Here is a 16,333-nt window from a genome sequence, read left to right as displayed (position 1 = left end):
CTTTTATCTTGCATTACCGAAAGATGTGAACTCTGTTGTTATAAAGACTTACCCTATGTAGGATTCATCCGAATCGAATGCAACGATGTAAACGGTTCAAGACTGTATTTAGAATAACAGAAACACTTGTATTCGTCATCCCGACAGTAGATATCGATCAGCATACAAGTGTATACAGTAACTTTTTCTATTCAATATGAGCATTACGGTAACGGAAACATGACTCGCTGTACTATCTCTCCATCGGGATGAACTTGAATCTGTATTTCTCCTTGAAGATCTGTTCGAGCTACTTCTGAATCAACTTTTTCTATCCGTTGCAACACTTCTTCTGTAGGATGACCATAAGTATTGGTAGCTCCTACCGAAATAACAGACAAGGCTGGTTGCCAGTACTGTAACCATTCTATAGAAGAAGACGTTTTACTACCATGATGACCAATTTTGAGTACATCAATAGGAAAAGTCGATTCTGCAAGTGATGCTGTAAAAACGGGATTTTTCTGAAAAGTAGAAGATTGTTGAAGCTGATATAAAATACCTTGTTCTTCGGCTTGATCCGCATCTCCTGTAAACAAAAAGTGACGATGATTCATCGTAAGTAAAAAAACGATAGAATAATGATTTTGATTTTCTTCACGTGGTAATCCTTTGTTGTTATTATAGATTGCGTTGTGTTGACGCGGTGGTTCAGGTGCCAAAAAGGTTAACGTGGTCTGATCATCTATCTGTAATTCACTACCCGGCGCAGGTGCAATCAAAGGAATCTGTTGATCCAGTATAGGTTTCATTAAAGAATGAAGACTATCTCCATCTGGCAAAGTACCATTAAACATAAAATGATTTACAGGAATTTGTTCGATAACAGCCGGCAATCCTCCTGCATGATCATGATCACCGTGGGTCAAAATCACCGCATCTAAATGATGTACTCCTCGCTTTTTTAACAATGGTACAAGTAACTTATTGCCAATTTCGTATGGATTTTTCCGTTTTCTCCATTCTTGTCCGGGCCGTTCAAATGTCATCGTTCCGCCGCCATCTACTAATATTTGTTTCCCCTGCGGAGTAGTAATCAAAATACTATCGCCTTGTCCAACATCTAAATACTGAACAGTTCCTTTGCCAGAAGTTATTGGTTGAGTATACCCATACACGATCAACCCAATCATGATTAATCCACTGATCCCACAAGCCACATATCTTCGCTTGATCCATGAAGATTGATAAGATAGAGCACGCCATTTAGAATATATAAAGTTTATAAATAGAAAAGATTGCTTGGTATTTATAAGGTTAGATTTAGCATAAGGACTATCCTGTACAGAAATACGTTTCTCTAAAGGCTGTGTGATAGCAGAGTGTTGATCAGCAGAAGAAGGATCTACATAATCAGCATATGATGGTTGTTCACGAAATTTCCACTGCGCAATACTTTGATGACAACGCAATCCTGTATACAACAGTACATAATATAATAAAATCCATAGAATAGAAGGCGAATACCAGATCGTTAACATTCCGGGTATGATATCAATCCAATCTACCAGATGAAATGTCCATGTGTTGATCCATGAGATTACATTTCCCAAGCTATGAGCTATTGGCAACCAGATATAACTAAGAGCAAGCACAATCGATCCAGCAGGCAATACAATCAAACTGACAATAGGAACCAAAATAAAATTAGCAACCGATGATAAAATCGAAAACTGATTAAAATAATAAATCGTTAAAGGAAATGAAATGATCTGTGCTACCCCTGTTACGGCTATCGCTCCTGCCCATTTTGCCGGTATCTTCTGAAGTAAAGGTTGCACTAAAGGTACAAAAATAACCAATCCCGCAGTTACAATAAAAGATAATTGAAAACTAACATTCAATAAATAATAAGGTTCATATAACAACATTCCTATACAAGCAGCACATAATATATGTAATCCATCTTTTAGTATTCCCCGACTAAGTGCATACAGACCGATCATTCCCATTATTCCTGCACGAACAGCCGAAGGAGAAGCCCCTGTTAATAACACATAAATAGGCAGTAACACTATTACTATCAAACAAGCACGTTCTATCGTCATTTTCATTTGACATAATATCCACAACAAAATAGCCGTATAAATCGCTACATGCAAACCGGATATGGCAAGAATATGAGTTAATCCTTGTCTGGAAAAAGAAGCAAATGTCTCGGGGTCAAGATCACCTGAATCGCCTATCAATAACCCTTTCATATATCCGCGATCATGATCATCGAACAGCAGATCTATATGTGCTCCCAAGTTAGCTCGAACTTGATCGTTATAACGTAGTAGACCCCATTTCCAAGTGGTTATTTTAGGTAAAGCTAAAGTCGCTTTTTCCAGTGAGTTGGCTCCTTTAGCACTAATGATCCAGTGTACATATTGAGTGCGCAGATAATAACGATAATCAAATGTATTAAAATTGCGAGCTTCGCCGGGCACTTTCCATATTCCTTGAATTTTGATATGGTCTCCACGTTGCCATAAAGCCGCTGTCTGTAATTCTGCTTCTGTTGCTAATTTCAGTTGAATTCTTACTTTTTCAGGTGTAGCAAGTGAGTGTTCTTCTTGTAATTGATACATATTCATAAAAAAAGTAACCAGATCCCCATCGACTTTGATCGGACTGATAATAACGCCTTTGCCTTGCACCGACTGATCGATCATCTGTGACGCTTGAAGTTGAAGGGTAGACGGGATATCACTCTGATTACGAATCTCATTCCAATGCCAGTATACAGTAGCGATCAACATCACCGAGCCCAGTATAAGAATAGAACGTTGAAGCTGAGGAAATACAAGATAACCTGAAAATAAAATCAACACTAGCCCGATCAATACCCACCAGATATATTCGCTTGCCAAACAAGCGATCATGCTCCCTCCAACCCATACTACACATAAAGCAACAAGTGGACGTGTTTGCAATCCTTTTCTCTCCGTTCTTATTTTTTTCAAAAGAACATCATAATTCTTTTATTATTATAGTGCTCTTCAAAATGAAGTTATTCAAAAGACATCCTATTTTCTACAATAGCTGCTATACTCTGCGATCATCTTGCCCTCTACGCAAAAAAAGAACCATTACCTCTATAAGTCACGTCCATCTTCTACAGATGTTGTGTACTTACAAGATAATGGTTCTTCCATATATCGTTCCCTAGTTTGCGATGAGGGCAGATGAATCTTATGAGATTAGCTAATTACTGTGGTGTCAGGTGGTGGATTGTAATGATCCAACTGACGGAAAATAATACCTTTTTGCTGCATCATAGCTGTAACTTTACGCGTATCTTTAGGATAAGGACGATAATAAACGATCTCTACAATGCCACTATTAGCTAACATATTGGCACATGTCCAACAAGGTTCATCGGTAACATATACTACCGAACCTTCGCGGTCAGCCCGATCGGTAAAAAGGAGTAAATTCTGCTCGGCATGGATCGTGCGAATACAACGTTGCTTTTTGACCATTGTTTCCACACCATCCACTTTGACCAGTTCGACTTCTTCTGAGATCATACAGCCATCTTCAGAACAATCGGGTACACCCATCGGTGCTCCATTATAAGCAGTGCCGAGTAACTTTTTCCCTTGTACCAGTACTGAACCGACATGACGACGCGGACATCGTGAACGTGTCGAGACCATATGAGCAATATCCATAAAATACGTATCCCAATCTTTACGTACCACTCTTACTCCCCCTTATATCCCCTAAAGCTGTACATAAGGCAACATCTTCGCTAACATTTTGCTACCGATTCCTTTGACATTATCCAATTCATTTACACTGCGAAAAGCTCCATGTGTATTCCGATAATCGATAATTGCCTGTGCTTTCTTTTCTCCAATACCCGGCAATTCAGTCAGTTCTGATAAACTGGCACGATTAATACTGATCCGACCATCTTGCACACTGGCAGATGACTCAACAACAGGCGTTGATACAGGCTCGGTCGTTGGAGATGTTGAACCTGTAGACTCTGATGCGTTCGTTGAAGTTGTGGTCGATCGTTTATCACTTGTAGAAGCAGGTATAGTTGCCATATCCTCTGAAGCGACACCAACTGTGCTCTTTTTAGAAGAAGCTGTTGTAGAAGTCGTTTCATTTTTGGAACGATCTTCTGGATTGGTTGGTGTAACTGTTGATTCTTGTGAAGCAGAATCTTTCGTGTGAGAAGCAACTGCCTGATCTTCTACAAGTGAAGCTTGTGCTTGTTCATGTAACGCTGTCCATTTCGTTTCTTGATCACTGGATTGTAACGTTCCGAATCCAATCAATCCTACACCAAGTACAGCGGAAATTACCGCTGTCCACATGATATCCCGTCTCATCATGACACCTCTGCCGTCGGGACTCCAGTGCATTACCGGAATCCCGGTAATAGACTCCCATCGCATAGGAGGTCAAACTATTTTACTTTTAAATCTATTTCTATACATTATTCATCATATGGTAGTTCATCGCTTCACTGTATCGTGATTAGTTAGCAACGATATTCACTAATTTGCCCGGTACAGCAATTACTTTACGAACTGTTTTGCCTTCGATCGCTTGTTGAACTGCTTCTAAAGATAATGCAGATTCTTCCATTGCTTTGGCATCTAGGTCTTTAGCAATTTTGTTACGTTGTACAATTTTACCATTCACTTGAATCACAATTTCCACTTCAGATTCAGTAGTCCATTGCTCATCAAATGTAGGCCATTCCACATACGTAATACTTCCTTCATGACCCAGACGAGCCCACAATTCTTCAGCGATATGCGGAGCAAGTGGAGATAACAATTGTACAAATTTCTCCATTAGATCGCGTGGCAATACGTCTGTTTTGTAAGCATCATTGACAAAGATCATCAACTGACTAATCGCTGTATTAAAGCGCAAGCCGTCCAAATCTTCCGTTACTTTTTTGATCGTTTTGTGAGCAGTGCGTTTGAAAGCTTCATCGCCTTCACCGTCAGTGATTTTAGCGTTTAATTGTCCTTCATCATTGATAAATAGACGCCATACACGAGATAAGAAGCGATACATTCCTTCTACACCATTTTCATTCCAAGGCTTCGTTGCTTCTAGTGGTCCCATAAACATTTCATATAGACGAAGTGTATCTGCACCATATTCGCTAACGATATCATCTGGATTGATCACGTTACCACGAGATTTACTCATTTTCTCGTTATTGTTACCTAGAATCATCCCTTGATTGACAAGCTTTTGGAAAGGTTCTTTTGTATCAACTACACCGATATCATAAAGTACTTTATGCCAGAAACGAGCATACAATAAGTGAAGTACAGCATGTTCTACACCACCGATATATAGATCGACAGGTAACCATTCTTTTTGCTTCTCTGGTGAGCACAACGCATCATCATTATGTGGATCGATATAACGCAAGTAATACCAGCAACTACCTGCCCACTGTGGCATTGTATTCGTTTCACGACGTGCTTTCATTCCTGTTTCTGGATCGATCGTTTCTACCCAGTCCGTGATATTAGCCAGTGGTGATTCGCCTGTACCCGAAGGTTTGATCTGATCGATATCAGGAAGCAATAAAGGCAATTCAGATTCAGGAACAGTCTTCATTGTTCCATCTTCTAAATGCAAAATAGGAATAGGCTCTCCCCAGTAACGTTGACGACTGAACAACCAGTCGCGTAGACGATACGTAACTTTACCTTGTCCTTTACCATTTTCCTCAAGCCATGCAATCATTTTGGCAATCGCATCGGTTGTATTTAATCCATTCAAGAAATCAGAATTTACATGTTCGCCTTCGCCTGTGTATACTTCTTCTTGTACACTGCCTCCAGCTACCACTTCTTTAATTTCCAAATTAAATTTCTTCGCAAATTCCCAGTCACGAGCATCATGTGCAGGAACTGCCATAATAGCGCCTGTTCCATAACCTGCAAGCACATAATCAGCGATCCAGATTGGTAATTTTTCTCCACCTGCTGGATTAATCGCATAAGCACCTGTAAATACGCCTGTTTTATCTTTTGCCAAATCGGTACGCTCAAGATCACTCTTATGTGTTGCTTGATCTTGATACGCTTTGACAGCCGCTTGTTGTTCAGGTGTTGTAATCACATCCACTAATTCGTGTTCAGGAGCTAGTACGCAATAGGTTGCTCCGAACAAAGTATCTGCACGCGTTGTAAATACAGTTAGATTTTTGTCTGTACCTTTAATATCAAAATGAACTTCTGCACCGACAGATTTGCCGATCCAGTTACGTTGCATATCTTTGATACTTTCTGTCCAATCCAATTCTTCCAAATCATCCAATAGACGCTCTGCATATTCAGTAATACGTAGTACCCATTGACGCATCGGTTTGCGAACAACAGGATGTCCTCCGCGTTCACTTTTGCCGTCTATGACTTCTTCATTCGCAAGTACTGTTCCTAATGCTTCACACCAGTTCACAGCGACTTCATCTACATAAGCAAGCCCTTTGTTATACAGTTGGATAAAGATCCATTGTGTCCATTTGTAATACTGTGGATCGGTTGTACTGATCTCACGATCCCAATCATAAGAGAAACCTAATGACTTGATTTGACGACGGAAATTATCGATATTTTTGAATGTAATATCGCGTGGGTGTTCGCCTGTATCCATTGCATATTGTTCTGCCGGTAGACCAAATGCATCCCATCCCATCGGATGAAGCACATTAAAACCACGCATCCGTTTGTAACGAGACACGATATCTGTAGCTGTATACCCTTCAGGATGTCCTACATGCAGACCTGCTCCAGATGGATAAGGGAACATATCAAGTGCATAAAATTTCGGTTTGCCCGGTTCTTCTTGTGTTTTAAATGTTTTGTGTTGATCCCAGTATCCTTGCCACTTCGGTTCGATCTGCTGTGGGTGATAACCAGGTTGCGTTGTTTTTGAATCTGTCATCAATGTGTCCTCCTTCGATCGTAACGATCGGATGTGTCTGTCGTATACCTGTATTTCATTCGTAGCTTACTGCTCATATGCGACAAAAAAACCTCTCATCCATAGCGCATAATATCGCTAGGGACGAGAGGTTGTGTCTCGCGGTACCACCCTAGTTAGTGAACAAGCATACTTTGCTATCCACTCACTTAGTTGCCTGATAACGGTAGGAAGCCGATGTCGTTCAGAAATAGAATAATGACGCTGCCTATGTATCAATGAAATAACAGCGCACTGTACTATTCTTGCAACATATCTCCAAGGCGAGTTCATATCAGCATCATATCGACTTGCACCACCCGTCGACTCTCTATCATTGCATGCTTACTGATATTACTATTCCTTTTCACTGAGCATTGTATTATAAAATATAACAATAGCTCTATTTTAAAAAATTCGCTCTGGAAAGTCAATCACAAAAGAAATTCATTGTCTTTCTTTGTATATAGTTCTATTCTGTCTCATCATTCCATTCTATTTTACTCTTTGTATATAAATTTTGGACAATTTGTGTAGTCTCTGTAGAACTTAATATTTTTTCTAATACCATTATAAATTGTTCTTCGTCTTGACATTCATACGCAAAATCTTCATACCAACTTTTATTTTCAATGACTTGTTTATCTAAATTAATTTGTGTATCAATAGCGATAGGATAATTTTTTTCCGGTTTAGAGTACACCGTAAATAAAGTATAAGAATAATCGTCTAAATAAGGCGCTACAATATTAAATTCTGTCGTTAATTTAAAACCATCTCTACGCTGAATGTCTATTTTTTTATTTAAGATTTCAATTTGAAGAATACCTTTTGTTTTTTCTATAAAAACTTCTTTTTGTTGTTGTAAAATACCTAAAAATATATTATTTTTACTTTCATCAATTAAATCTTTAAATCCCCAAAAATCTTCATTCATACTAATATCACTCCTTTTTATCAAATTTGATTCTGAATTTTATTGGTAAATGATCTGAATATACATTAGAATCAGGTTGTCCATGCTTATTAAGCAAAGAGTGTCCAGTTACACTAGATATAATATTTAAATATTCAAAATCAAAATAATCAATTAAAGATGGACGAATTAATACTTGATCAAATAAATTCCATACATAGCTTATAGCGCTTTTATGATAATAATAACTTCCCATAACTTCATTATTTATATTACCATGCAGAAACCACATCGGATTAAAAAAGTAACGATGCTTTACGAAATCTACTACTCTATCCTCTTTTTTAGCAACTTCTTTACTCATTACAGCATGAAATCCTTCTGTAGATACTATTTCTTCTGAAAAAGGATTCAAATTAAAATCACCTACAACCAAAGTATGCTTATATCTATGTTCTGTTTCAAACTTTACGATATCACGTTTGGTGATTTGTGCTTGATAGCCAATTTCTTTTCCTCTTTTCCATAAGCGACTTGGAAAATGAACACTTACTAACAATACTTTTTCAAAAGAAGGATTCAAGATTTCAAAAAAAGAATAGTAGTGGCTATCTTTTACTTTTTTTATTAGATGATGATTTTTATAGAATAAAAATGTTCTATTTTTTGGTAATTGTAATGTTGGCGTATAATTGATTAGATTTTGGTTTATCCATATTAAATCTCTACTATTTACTTCACTTAAAATAAAAACATCTATCTCGTTTTCAACTAATATATCTTTTAGGCAATAAATTGATTTAGAATTCTTTTTTAAATTCCAAAATAAAAAGTTGATATGTATCACCACTTTTTTCAAGTTTTTAATTATTGTAATAAAATCATTTCAAGCTCATTTAAGTATTTATAACTTATTTAAGTATATTAAAAAGCTCATATTTTGTCTATGGACAAGTATGAGCTTAGGTTTTCATATTTTGTTAGATGCATGATTACGCAATATTCTCTTGCACTTTGCGTTTACCGGCTACTTTAGCAGCATCTTCTTCTGGAGTTGTAATAAACTTGGTAATAATCGCGCTGATAAAGTAAAGAATAGCGAATACCCATACAACCCCTTCTGCACCGATCACACCGATAAAAGCAAATGCAATCGCAGGCGCAATAAAAGCAGATAAACCAGCACCTAGATTAACAATCGACATGGCAGGTCCTTTATTTCCGCCTGCTACGGATGGAGCGAGTGCTGCAATCGGAACATAGCCAGCTAATAATCCACCCCAGATAAAGCCGACAATCGTAGTCATCCACAAGTTACCGTTTGTCCATTCAGGGATATAGAACAATAATAATGTGAAAATACCACAACCGACTCCACCAAACCACATCACTGTCTGTCTCCATCCAAATTTGTCGCCGATAATACCGAACAATAGATTAAATACGATATTTCCTAAAAAAATCGTTCCCCAGATATTTAACCATGTCCCTGTGGCGATTCCGTACTGCGCCATATGTAATGGTAAAAACACAGGGAATCCATAAGAACCGACGCTGTTGATAACTCGTACAATGCCACTTAATCCCACTTTGGGATGTGTTTTGACTATGGTTAATCCTTTACCAAGTTCACGTAAGGTTTCGCGCGCATTGCCTGCTTTTTTTGGTAAACGATCACGATTGATTAACAATGCGAAAATAGCACCGATTCCAGCAAGTACAACTGCACTCCATAATGTCTGCATATATCCTAAATGTTTGATTGCATAACTGGAATAATATGCTCCTAATACAAACATTCCTCCAGAGTAGGCTACCCAGAACCAACCAATTGCGGTACTTAATTTATTTTCAGGACTACGATAAGTAACCCAAGTTAAAAAGGAATACGCGAATAATGGATAGCCGAATCCTTTGACAGCATATGTTAATAACATGATAGGATAATTCAAATCAGTTACGCCAAAAGCGATAAAAGCAGAAGTACCGATCACATACGCGATAAATCCGATCAACATCGATTTTTTCGCTCCAAATGCTTCTAAAAATACGCCTGAAAACCATGAAGCTATCGCAAGTGTCACTCCATATACAGTAAATAAAAGACTGGCTTGCTGGATACTAAGCCCTCGTTCGACCAGATAAGGGCTTAACCAACCTGCTTCTAATCCATCCCCCATCATAAATATCAATACTCCGAGATATCCCCAGACTAATGTTTTGGGAATCCCGATACGATCTAATACGTTCATGACATACACTCCTTTTTGGACTTTACTGGTGGTCTACTTTTCTCAGATACTGCTTTCAGATGAAGAAATTGTTGTAGCTTTTGTAGCCGATTCCGCTAATGCTAATTGTGCAAAAAAGAGCTGTGTCGCATGCCATTTTTGGTAATCTTTTTGCAATAGATCAGAAGGTTGTGGTTGAAATGTAGTGATCTGCTCGGTCTGAGTAGACTGAATATCCAAAGCTGTATTACAGATATAGGCTGCTCCTACAATCGAAGCATGTTCAAATCCGGTACGGATACGGATTTCTTTACCTAATAGATCAGCGATACTCTGGATTAGCGTACGACTTTGTAATCCTCCTCCACATGCCCAGATATACGAACGATCTAGCGATACTACTTGTGCCAATTGATCGAAATTCACTTTGATCGAAAAAGCAATCTCATGTAATGCTGATCTGACAAAGTGAGCCCGGCTTAATTGGTCTGATAGTGGAGCATCGAATAGAAATCCTCCACGTACACGCGCATTTTTGGCAGAAGATAAATAAGAACCTAAAGCCGCTACACATTGACTGTCTTCCAGTTCATTCATCTCTTGCTCCATCATGGCGTATCCTTCATTGGGATAGAAAATAGATTGCAATTTCTGATAGTTCAGACCTGTGATCCCTGGATTCGTTTCGATCAAAAATTGATGTGGTGTTGTATATGCATTAATCCATGCTTGTGCTGAATCATCTGTTGTAAATGTATCTGTAATTTTAGCGATAGGTGTTGTTGTACCGGATACAATAACGATATCTTCTGCTTGTGCACCTGTACTATGGATAGCCAATTGGGTATCTCCGCCACCTACGATAACAGGGGTATCGACAGGCAAGTTCAATTCTGCTGCTACACCAGGTAGTAATGTTCCGAGCACGCTACCTGAAGGTACTAATGAAGGTAATACTGTCGGTTCAATGCCAAATGTATGACACATGTCTGTAGACCAGTCATTATGCTCTACATCATAGAGAAGAGTCTCACATGCTTGAGACGGTTCGTAACTTAGCACACCACTAAGCGCATAAGTGACCCAATCGCTAATACTGGTAAAGCGATTCAATCGTTGATACTGCTGTAGATGACGCTCACGTAATCCGACTAACTTCATTGCTGAAAATAAAGCAGACGGCGTTCTGCCTGTAATCGGATAAATAGAAGGTTGATCACTATATCGTTCTTCCCACTCTCGGCCGCGGTTATCAATATTCGGCAATCCAAGATAAGATTCACCGGCTTCATCGACCAGTACAATACCTTGACGCTGGCTTGTTGAAGTGACAGCGAGAATATGAATATCTGGAACGTTAGATAATGCTAACTTCGCAAGTCCAGCGATCTGTTCCCATAAGACTTCCGGTATAAAGTGACGTGCATCTGGATAAAGATCATCATTATGATACAAAATATCAGCTCGTTCAATCGATAATACATTACCGTTGATATCCACAACAGCTACACGAGCATTACCGGTACCGATATCAAAGACTAGATACGCTTGTTGTGTCATTGTTAATATCCTCCAAAATCGCTTTATTGTAGAGCACTTTCACTGCGGTGTCATGATGCTCAAACCAATCTATAACTGCTGTATTCATAATTTCTACATGATGGTCTTCGACTTCATACGTTGCACCTGCCAAATGTGGAATCGCCAAAACATTAGGCAATGAAATGAGTTCATAATCTTTAGGAAGCGGTGGCTCTTGATCAAATACGTCTATAATCGCTCCACGAATTTGATTCTGCTGTAACTGTTCAACTAATGCATCATGATCTACTACTACTGAACGTGCTGTATTTACAAAAATCGCATCATGTTTCATCGATTGCAATAATTCTGTGCCGATCAATCCTTTGGTATCTTCAGTTACAGGTAAATGAATAGATACAATATCGCTTGTAGCAAATAACTCGGCTAACGATACTTTTTGATCACGCGGGTCAGGGCTGGTTACATATGGATCGTAATAACGAATATCGCAAGGGAAGCTACGTAAAATACCTGCTGTACGCTGAGCTACCGCGCCAAAACCAACCATGCCTACTGTTTTGCCAGCCAGTTCATTACCTTTAAATTTGAGATAAGCAGTTAAGCTACCACTTTGCCATTCTCCTGCTTCTAACCATTGACTGGATGGAATAATACTGCGTAAAAAGGTAATCAGACTGCCAACTACCATTTCAGCTACAGCTTGTGCATTACGTGCAGGTGTATAGAAAACAGGAATACGACGATCTGTAGCAACAGGTACATTTACATTGGAAGGCGTGCCCCGGCAGACACCGATAAATTGAAGCTTAGGAACTGCTTGGATTACTTTTTCAGTAATTTGATCTAATTCTGCGATAATTGCATCTGCTTCAGTTTCTTGTAATAACGAGATTAATTCGTCTTCTTGATAAGCTTGTCCATGATCTTTCCAGCAACGGTAAATAACTTCTCCAAACGTATCTGCTAGTTGTTGACGACCTTGCTCATGATAAGGGGCTGTAATTAATATTTTCATTATTCAATCTCCTTTGGTACACTTAGGTGCAGTGTTATTTAAGTGAAGCTTTAAAGTAAGAAAGTAACATGGTAGAGAGAGTTCTTTGTTTGCTAGCGATAGCGGTATGATTGTAAGTGTTAAGATTTTACATAGACTCTATTCGGTATACTGAAAAAATACAAAAACCTCTTTCCCATATCAAGGAAAGAGGTTAGCTATCTATTCATTATGCTATTCAAATAATCCGAACAGAATAATGCAATAATTGATCCTGCTTTCCTATCTCCCAAGCGATTCAAGCTTGCTGGAATTGGCACGTTTTTGCCGAGGTTTCGTAGGGCCAGTCCCTCCACCTCTCTGGATAGAAAATTCAATGTATGTAGTTGTCAAAAAAGCTTGCAAATCCATATCAGACACGATAAGGTATAAAACATCTAAATTTGTCGAATACGAAATAATTTTCTTTATTCTAATTAAACCTAGTAAAAAAGTCAACATTAAATCTAAAATTTGATTTATGATAGTTTATAACGTATTCAAAGCCTATTTCTGCCCTCATTACAGTATTGGTATTACGAAAGGAGCATGATATATGTCTACTTATATTGATCAACAAGATGGAATATTCCCTTCTGTCTGCTCGCTGGATTGTCCTGATCAGTGCGGACTGCTTGTGCATAAAGAAAAAGGTAAAATCATCAAAATTGCTGGAGATCCTAACCATCCAGTTACCAAAGGCAACATTTGTAACAAAGTTCGTAATATGACAGAACGTATTTATGATACCAAGCGCCTGACTACTCCACTCAAACGAATCGGAGCCAAAGGTGAAGGTCTTTTTGAGCCTATTTCATGGGAAGAAGCTATCACCACGATTACTTCAAAATGGAAAACGTTAATATCTACTTCCGGCCCTGAAAGTATTCTTCCATATAGCTTTTATGGCAATATGGGCAATCTGTCCGCAGAAGGCATGGATCGCCGCTTTTTCCATCGTATGGGTGCAAGCCTACTCGAACGGACAATTTGTACAGCCGCCGGTTCAGCCGGTTATAAATACACAATGGGTGGCAGTATTGGTACTGATCCTGAAGATACAGTAGATACACAGTTATTTATTTTCTGGGGGATTAATGCTGTCAGCACTAATATGCATCAGGTGACTTTAGCTCAACAAGCTCGCAAAAAAGGTGCTAAAGTGATTGTGATCGATGTGCATAAAAATCAAACAGGACGATCGGCGGATTGGTTTATTCCGATTTTGCCAGGAACAGATAGTGCACTAGCTCTAGGAATGATGCATATTTTATTTGCTGAAAATAAAGTAAACGAAGATTTTATGAAGCAATATACAGTAGGACATGAACAATTGCGTGAGCATGTGAAGCAATATGATCCTGCAACCGTATCAACGATTACAGGCGTACCTGTAGATGATCTATATCAATTGACTCGTATGTATGGAGATGCTAGCCCTGCTCTGATTCGGATCGGAAATGGTCTACAACATCATGACAATGGCGGTATGAATGTACGGACGATTGCCTGTCTACCTGCTATTACAGGACAATGGCTAGTACGTGGCGGTGGTGCTATCAAGTCTAATACATTTCAGCTCACCTTTAATGAAGAAGCACTACAACGTCCAGATTTGTTAGCTAATCGTAATACCCGTTCTTTCAATATGAATCAATTGGGGCGTGTGTTGTTGGAAGAGGCTGAACCTGTACAATCGCTATATGTATACAATTCTAATCCAGCCGTTGTCACTCCAGAAGCGACACTTGTAAGACAAGGATTAGCACGAGACGATTTGTTTACAGTGGTACATGATCTCTTTTTAACCGAAACTGCTAAATACGCAGATATCGTGTTGCCAGCAACATCTGCTTTTGAAAATACAGATTTCTACGCTTCGTACTGGCATCATTATATGCAGATTCAACAACCGGTTGTCGCTCCTTATGGCGAAAGTAAATCCAATACCGAGGTATTCCGTTTATTAGCTACAGCGATGGGTTATGAAGACCAGGCATTACAAGATAGCGATGAACAGCTTATTCGTCAGGCGCTAGATAATCCTGCTAATCCTGCACTCAAAAATATTACGTATGATTCACTGATCGAGCATCAATATGTCAAAGCAGACCGTCCCTATATATTCCCGGATCGTCTCCCTACACCAAGTGGCAAAATCGAACTGTATTCAGCCGATATGGAGCGTGATGGATTACCACCATTGCCTACTTATACACCGCTTCATGAACAAGGTAACCATCCTTATATTTTTGTACCGGGGCCTAATCATAATTTTTTAAATTCCACCTTTTCGAATAATGCCAAGCATATCGGTCTTGAAAAAACACCGAAGTTATTTATGAATACGGTGGATGCACAGAATGCCGGTATTGAAGATGGCGACTGGGTAACTGTCTGGAATGAGCGCGGTTCTTGCGAATTGCTTGCTACGGTAGGTGAGCATGTATTGCCAGGTGTTGTAGTGAGCCAGGGGCTATGGGCAGACACTGACAATCAGCAAGCGACCCATCTGGTCAATGCACTCACTTCAGATCGCTTAGCAGATATGGGCGGTGGTGCGACATTCTTTTCCGGTCGTGTCGATGTGATCAAGAAATCGAGTTAGTATTTAATAAATTGTACAACTATCATCATCGTTTTTAGACACTTTTTCGTTCAATTAATGTATAAGGAATAAGTCGTTTCACTGGCATGATAGTAGAATCCAGACTGCGTTCATAAAATAAAGAGAACGCTTGTCTACCGATTTCTTGTAAATTTTGATCAATCGTTGTCAGTTGTAATCCAGCAGAGATCGGTTGGTTATCATAACCAATAATCGCTAACTGTTCTGGAATACGTAATCCATATTGACGTGCGCCTAACATAACGCCTGCGGCGGCTTCATCGCCTGTTACGATTAATGCAGAAGGCGGAGATTCCATAGCAGCAATCTGCTTGGCGATCTGTTCTCCATCACTCATATGGATACAATCTGGAAAAATCCAATCTTGATACACTTCAAGCCCTGCGGCATGGAGTGTATTTTGGTATGCACGAAACCGCTCCTGACTGCTTGCACTTGTTTTGCGACCGATACAGTAACCGATGCGGGTGTATCCACGATCTAATAAATACTGAATTCCTCTACAAAAAGCACCATAATGATCGGTATACACAGCAGACAGATTGGATTCTTCTGTATATTCGCAGACAACTATCGGGCCTGATTCACTATATGATTGTAATTCTGCCCACGGTAAAACACGCGAACATGCAATTACTCCATCCACCTGTCTTGTACTGAGCATATGTAGATATTCTCGCTCTTGATCTGGATTATACGAAGTCTGACACAGCAATACATGGTAACCATATTGATATGCTTCTTCCATTACACCTGCAATAATGGCATGGTAATACGGATGATGACTAAACGGTAAAATCAAACCAACCGTTTTGGTTTTGCCACGAATTAGATTAATAGCTTGTGAATTAGGAGTATAGCTATTTTGCTCGATTACCTGTTGCACTCGTTCCCGTTTATCGGCTTTAACATAAGGATGATTATTGAGCACTCTAGATACTGTAGACACCGAGACTCCTGCTTGTTTAGCAATTTGTTTGATATTGACCATACGTCATTCC

At 39.1% G+C, this 16,333-nt stretch carries 11 protein-coding genes, 1 riboswitch and 1 other annotated feature; of the genes, 1 reads left to right on the top strand and 10 read right to left on the bottom strand.

Features of this window, described 5'->3' with window-relative positions; genetic code table 11:
* Positions 1-203: 203 nt before the first annotated feature.
* From ACFSGI_RS05685 to ACFSGI_RS05645, 9 genes are all read right to left on the bottom strand, one after another.
* The gene (locus ACFSGI_RS05685) at positions 204-2,957 is read right to left on the bottom strand and encodes a ComEC/Rec2 family competence protein (RefSeq protein ID WP_204823210.1); all 2,754 of its coding nucleotides are present in this window, start codon (positions 2,955-2,957) and stop codon (positions 204-206) included.
* Between the two features lie 267 nt (positions 2,958-3,224).
* Complete coding sequence (locus ACFSGI_RS05680; protein ID WP_273613136.1) at positions 3,225-3,728, bottom strand: deoxycytidylate deaminase; 504 nt, start codon at positions 3,726-3,728, stop codon at positions 3,225-3,227.
* Between the two features lie 21 nt (positions 3,729-3,749).
* Entirely contained in the window at positions 3,750-4,436 is a 687-nt protein-coding gene (locus tag ACFSGI_RS05675; RefSeq protein WP_379282669.1) for a ComEA family DNA-binding protein, read from the bottom strand.
* A gap of 82 nt (positions 4,437-4,518) precedes the next feature.
* Positions 4,519-6,960 carry a leucine--tRNA ligase gene (leuS, locus tag ACFSGI_RS05670; protein WP_204823209.1) on the bottom strand — a complete coding sequence of 814 codons (2,442 nt, stop codon included), beginning with the start codon at positions 6,958-6,960 and terminating at the stop codon, positions 4,519-4,521.
* A gap of 116 nt (positions 6,961-7,076) precedes the next feature.
* Positions 7,077-7,358 (bottom strand) — a binding site (T-box leader).
* Between the two features lie 92 nt (positions 7,359-7,450).
* On the bottom strand, positions 7,451-7,915 hold the full coding sequence (locus ACFSGI_RS05665; RefSeq protein ID WP_204823208.1) for a hypothetical protein: 465 nt from the start codon (positions 7,913-7,915) through the stop codon (positions 7,451-7,453).
* Between the two features lie 7 nt (positions 7,916-7,922).
* Entirely contained in the window at positions 7,923-8,753 is an 831-nt protein-coding gene (locus ACFSGI_RS05660) for an endonuclease/exonuclease/phosphatase family protein (protein ID WP_204823207.1), read from the bottom strand.
* A 133-nt stretch (positions 8,754-8,886) separates the two neighbouring features.
* The gene (locus ACFSGI_RS05655) at positions 8,887-10,146 is read right to left on the bottom strand and encodes an MFS transporter (RefSeq protein WP_204823206.1); all 1,260 of its coding nucleotides are present in this window, start codon (positions 10,144-10,146) and stop codon (positions 8,887-8,889) included.
* Between the two features lie 42 nt (positions 10,147-10,188).
* Positions 10,189-11,685: an FGGY-family carbohydrate kinase gene (locus tag ACFSGI_RS05650; protein ID WP_204823205.1), complete on the bottom strand. Its 1,497-nt coding sequence runs from the start codon at positions 11,683-11,685 to the stop codon at positions 10,189-10,191.
* Entirely contained in the window at positions 11,657-12,685 is a 1,029-nt protein-coding gene (locus ACFSGI_RS05645; RefSeq protein ID WP_204823204.1) for a 2-hydroxyacid dehydrogenase, read from the bottom strand. Before ACFSGI_RS05645 ends, ACFSGI_RS05650 begins: the two co-directional genes overlap by 29 nt.
* Positions 12,686-12,943: 258 nt before the next feature.
* A riboswitch (SAM riboswitch) is annotated at positions 12,944-13,035 on the bottom strand.
* A gap of 224 nt (positions 13,036-13,259) precedes the next feature.
* Between ACFSGI_RS05645 and ACFSGI_RS05640 the strand changes: the two genes are divergently transcribed.
* On the top strand, positions 13,260-15,311 hold the full coding sequence (locus ACFSGI_RS05640) for a molybdopterin oxidoreductase family protein (RefSeq protein ID WP_204823203.1): 2,052 nt from the start codon (positions 13,260-13,262) through the stop codon (positions 15,309-15,311).
* 34 nt (positions 15,312-15,345) lie between these two features.
* On the opposite strand, the gene ACFSGI_RS05635 is transcribed toward ACFSGI_RS05640, so the two are convergent.
* The gene (locus ACFSGI_RS05635) at positions 15,346-16,323 is read right to left on the bottom strand and encodes a LacI family DNA-binding transcriptional regulator (RefSeq protein WP_204823202.1); all 978 of its coding nucleotides are present in this window, start codon (positions 16,321-16,323) and stop codon (positions 15,346-15,348) included.
* Positions 16,324-16,333 lie beyond the last annotated feature (10 nt).

Origin of the sequence: Paenibacillus nicotianae, assembly GCF_042681745.1 — a bacterium.
Classification (GTDB): Bacteria; Bacillota; Bacilli; order Paenibacillales; family Paenibacillaceae; genus Saccharibacillus; species Saccharibacillus nicotianae.
This window is presented reverse-complemented; position numbering and strand designations above follow the sequence as displayed.

What these genes read in the sequence shown, in the direction of transcription:
- ACFSGI_RS05675 (WP_379282669.1), bottom strand. Translation starts at nt 4,436, where the DNA reads ATGCGATGGGAGTCTATTACCGGGATTCCGGTAATGCACTGGAGTCCC.
- ACFSGI_RS05665 (WP_204823208.1), bottom strand. Translation starts at nt 7,915, where the DNA reads ATGAATGAAGATTTTTGGGGATTTAAAGATTTAATTGATGAAAGTAAA.
- ACFSGI_RS05645 (WP_204823204.1), bottom strand. Translation starts at nt 12,685, where the DNA reads ATGAAAATATTAATTACAGCCCCTTATCATGAGCAAGGTCGTCAACAA.
- ACFSGI_RS05655 (WP_204823206.1), bottom strand. Translation starts at nt 10,146, where the DNA reads ATGAACGTATTAGATCGTATCGGGATTCCCAAAACATTAGTCTGGGGA.
- ACFSGI_RS05640 (WP_204823203.1), top strand. Translation starts at nt 13,260, where the DNA reads ATGTCTACTTATATTGATCAACAAGATGGAATATTCCCTTCTGTCTGC.
- leuS (WP_204823209.1), bottom strand. Translation starts at nt 6,960, where the DNA reads ATGACAGATTCAAAAACAACGCAACCTGGTTATCACCCACAGCAGATC.
- ACFSGI_RS05650 (WP_204823205.1), bottom strand. Translation starts at nt 11,685, where the DNA reads ATGACACAACAAGCGTATCTAGTCTTTGATATCGGTACCGGTAATGCT.
- ACFSGI_RS05635 (WP_204823202.1), bottom strand. Translation starts at nt 16,323, where the DNA reads ATGGTCAATATCAAACAAATTGCTAAACAAGCAGGAGTCTCGGTGTCT.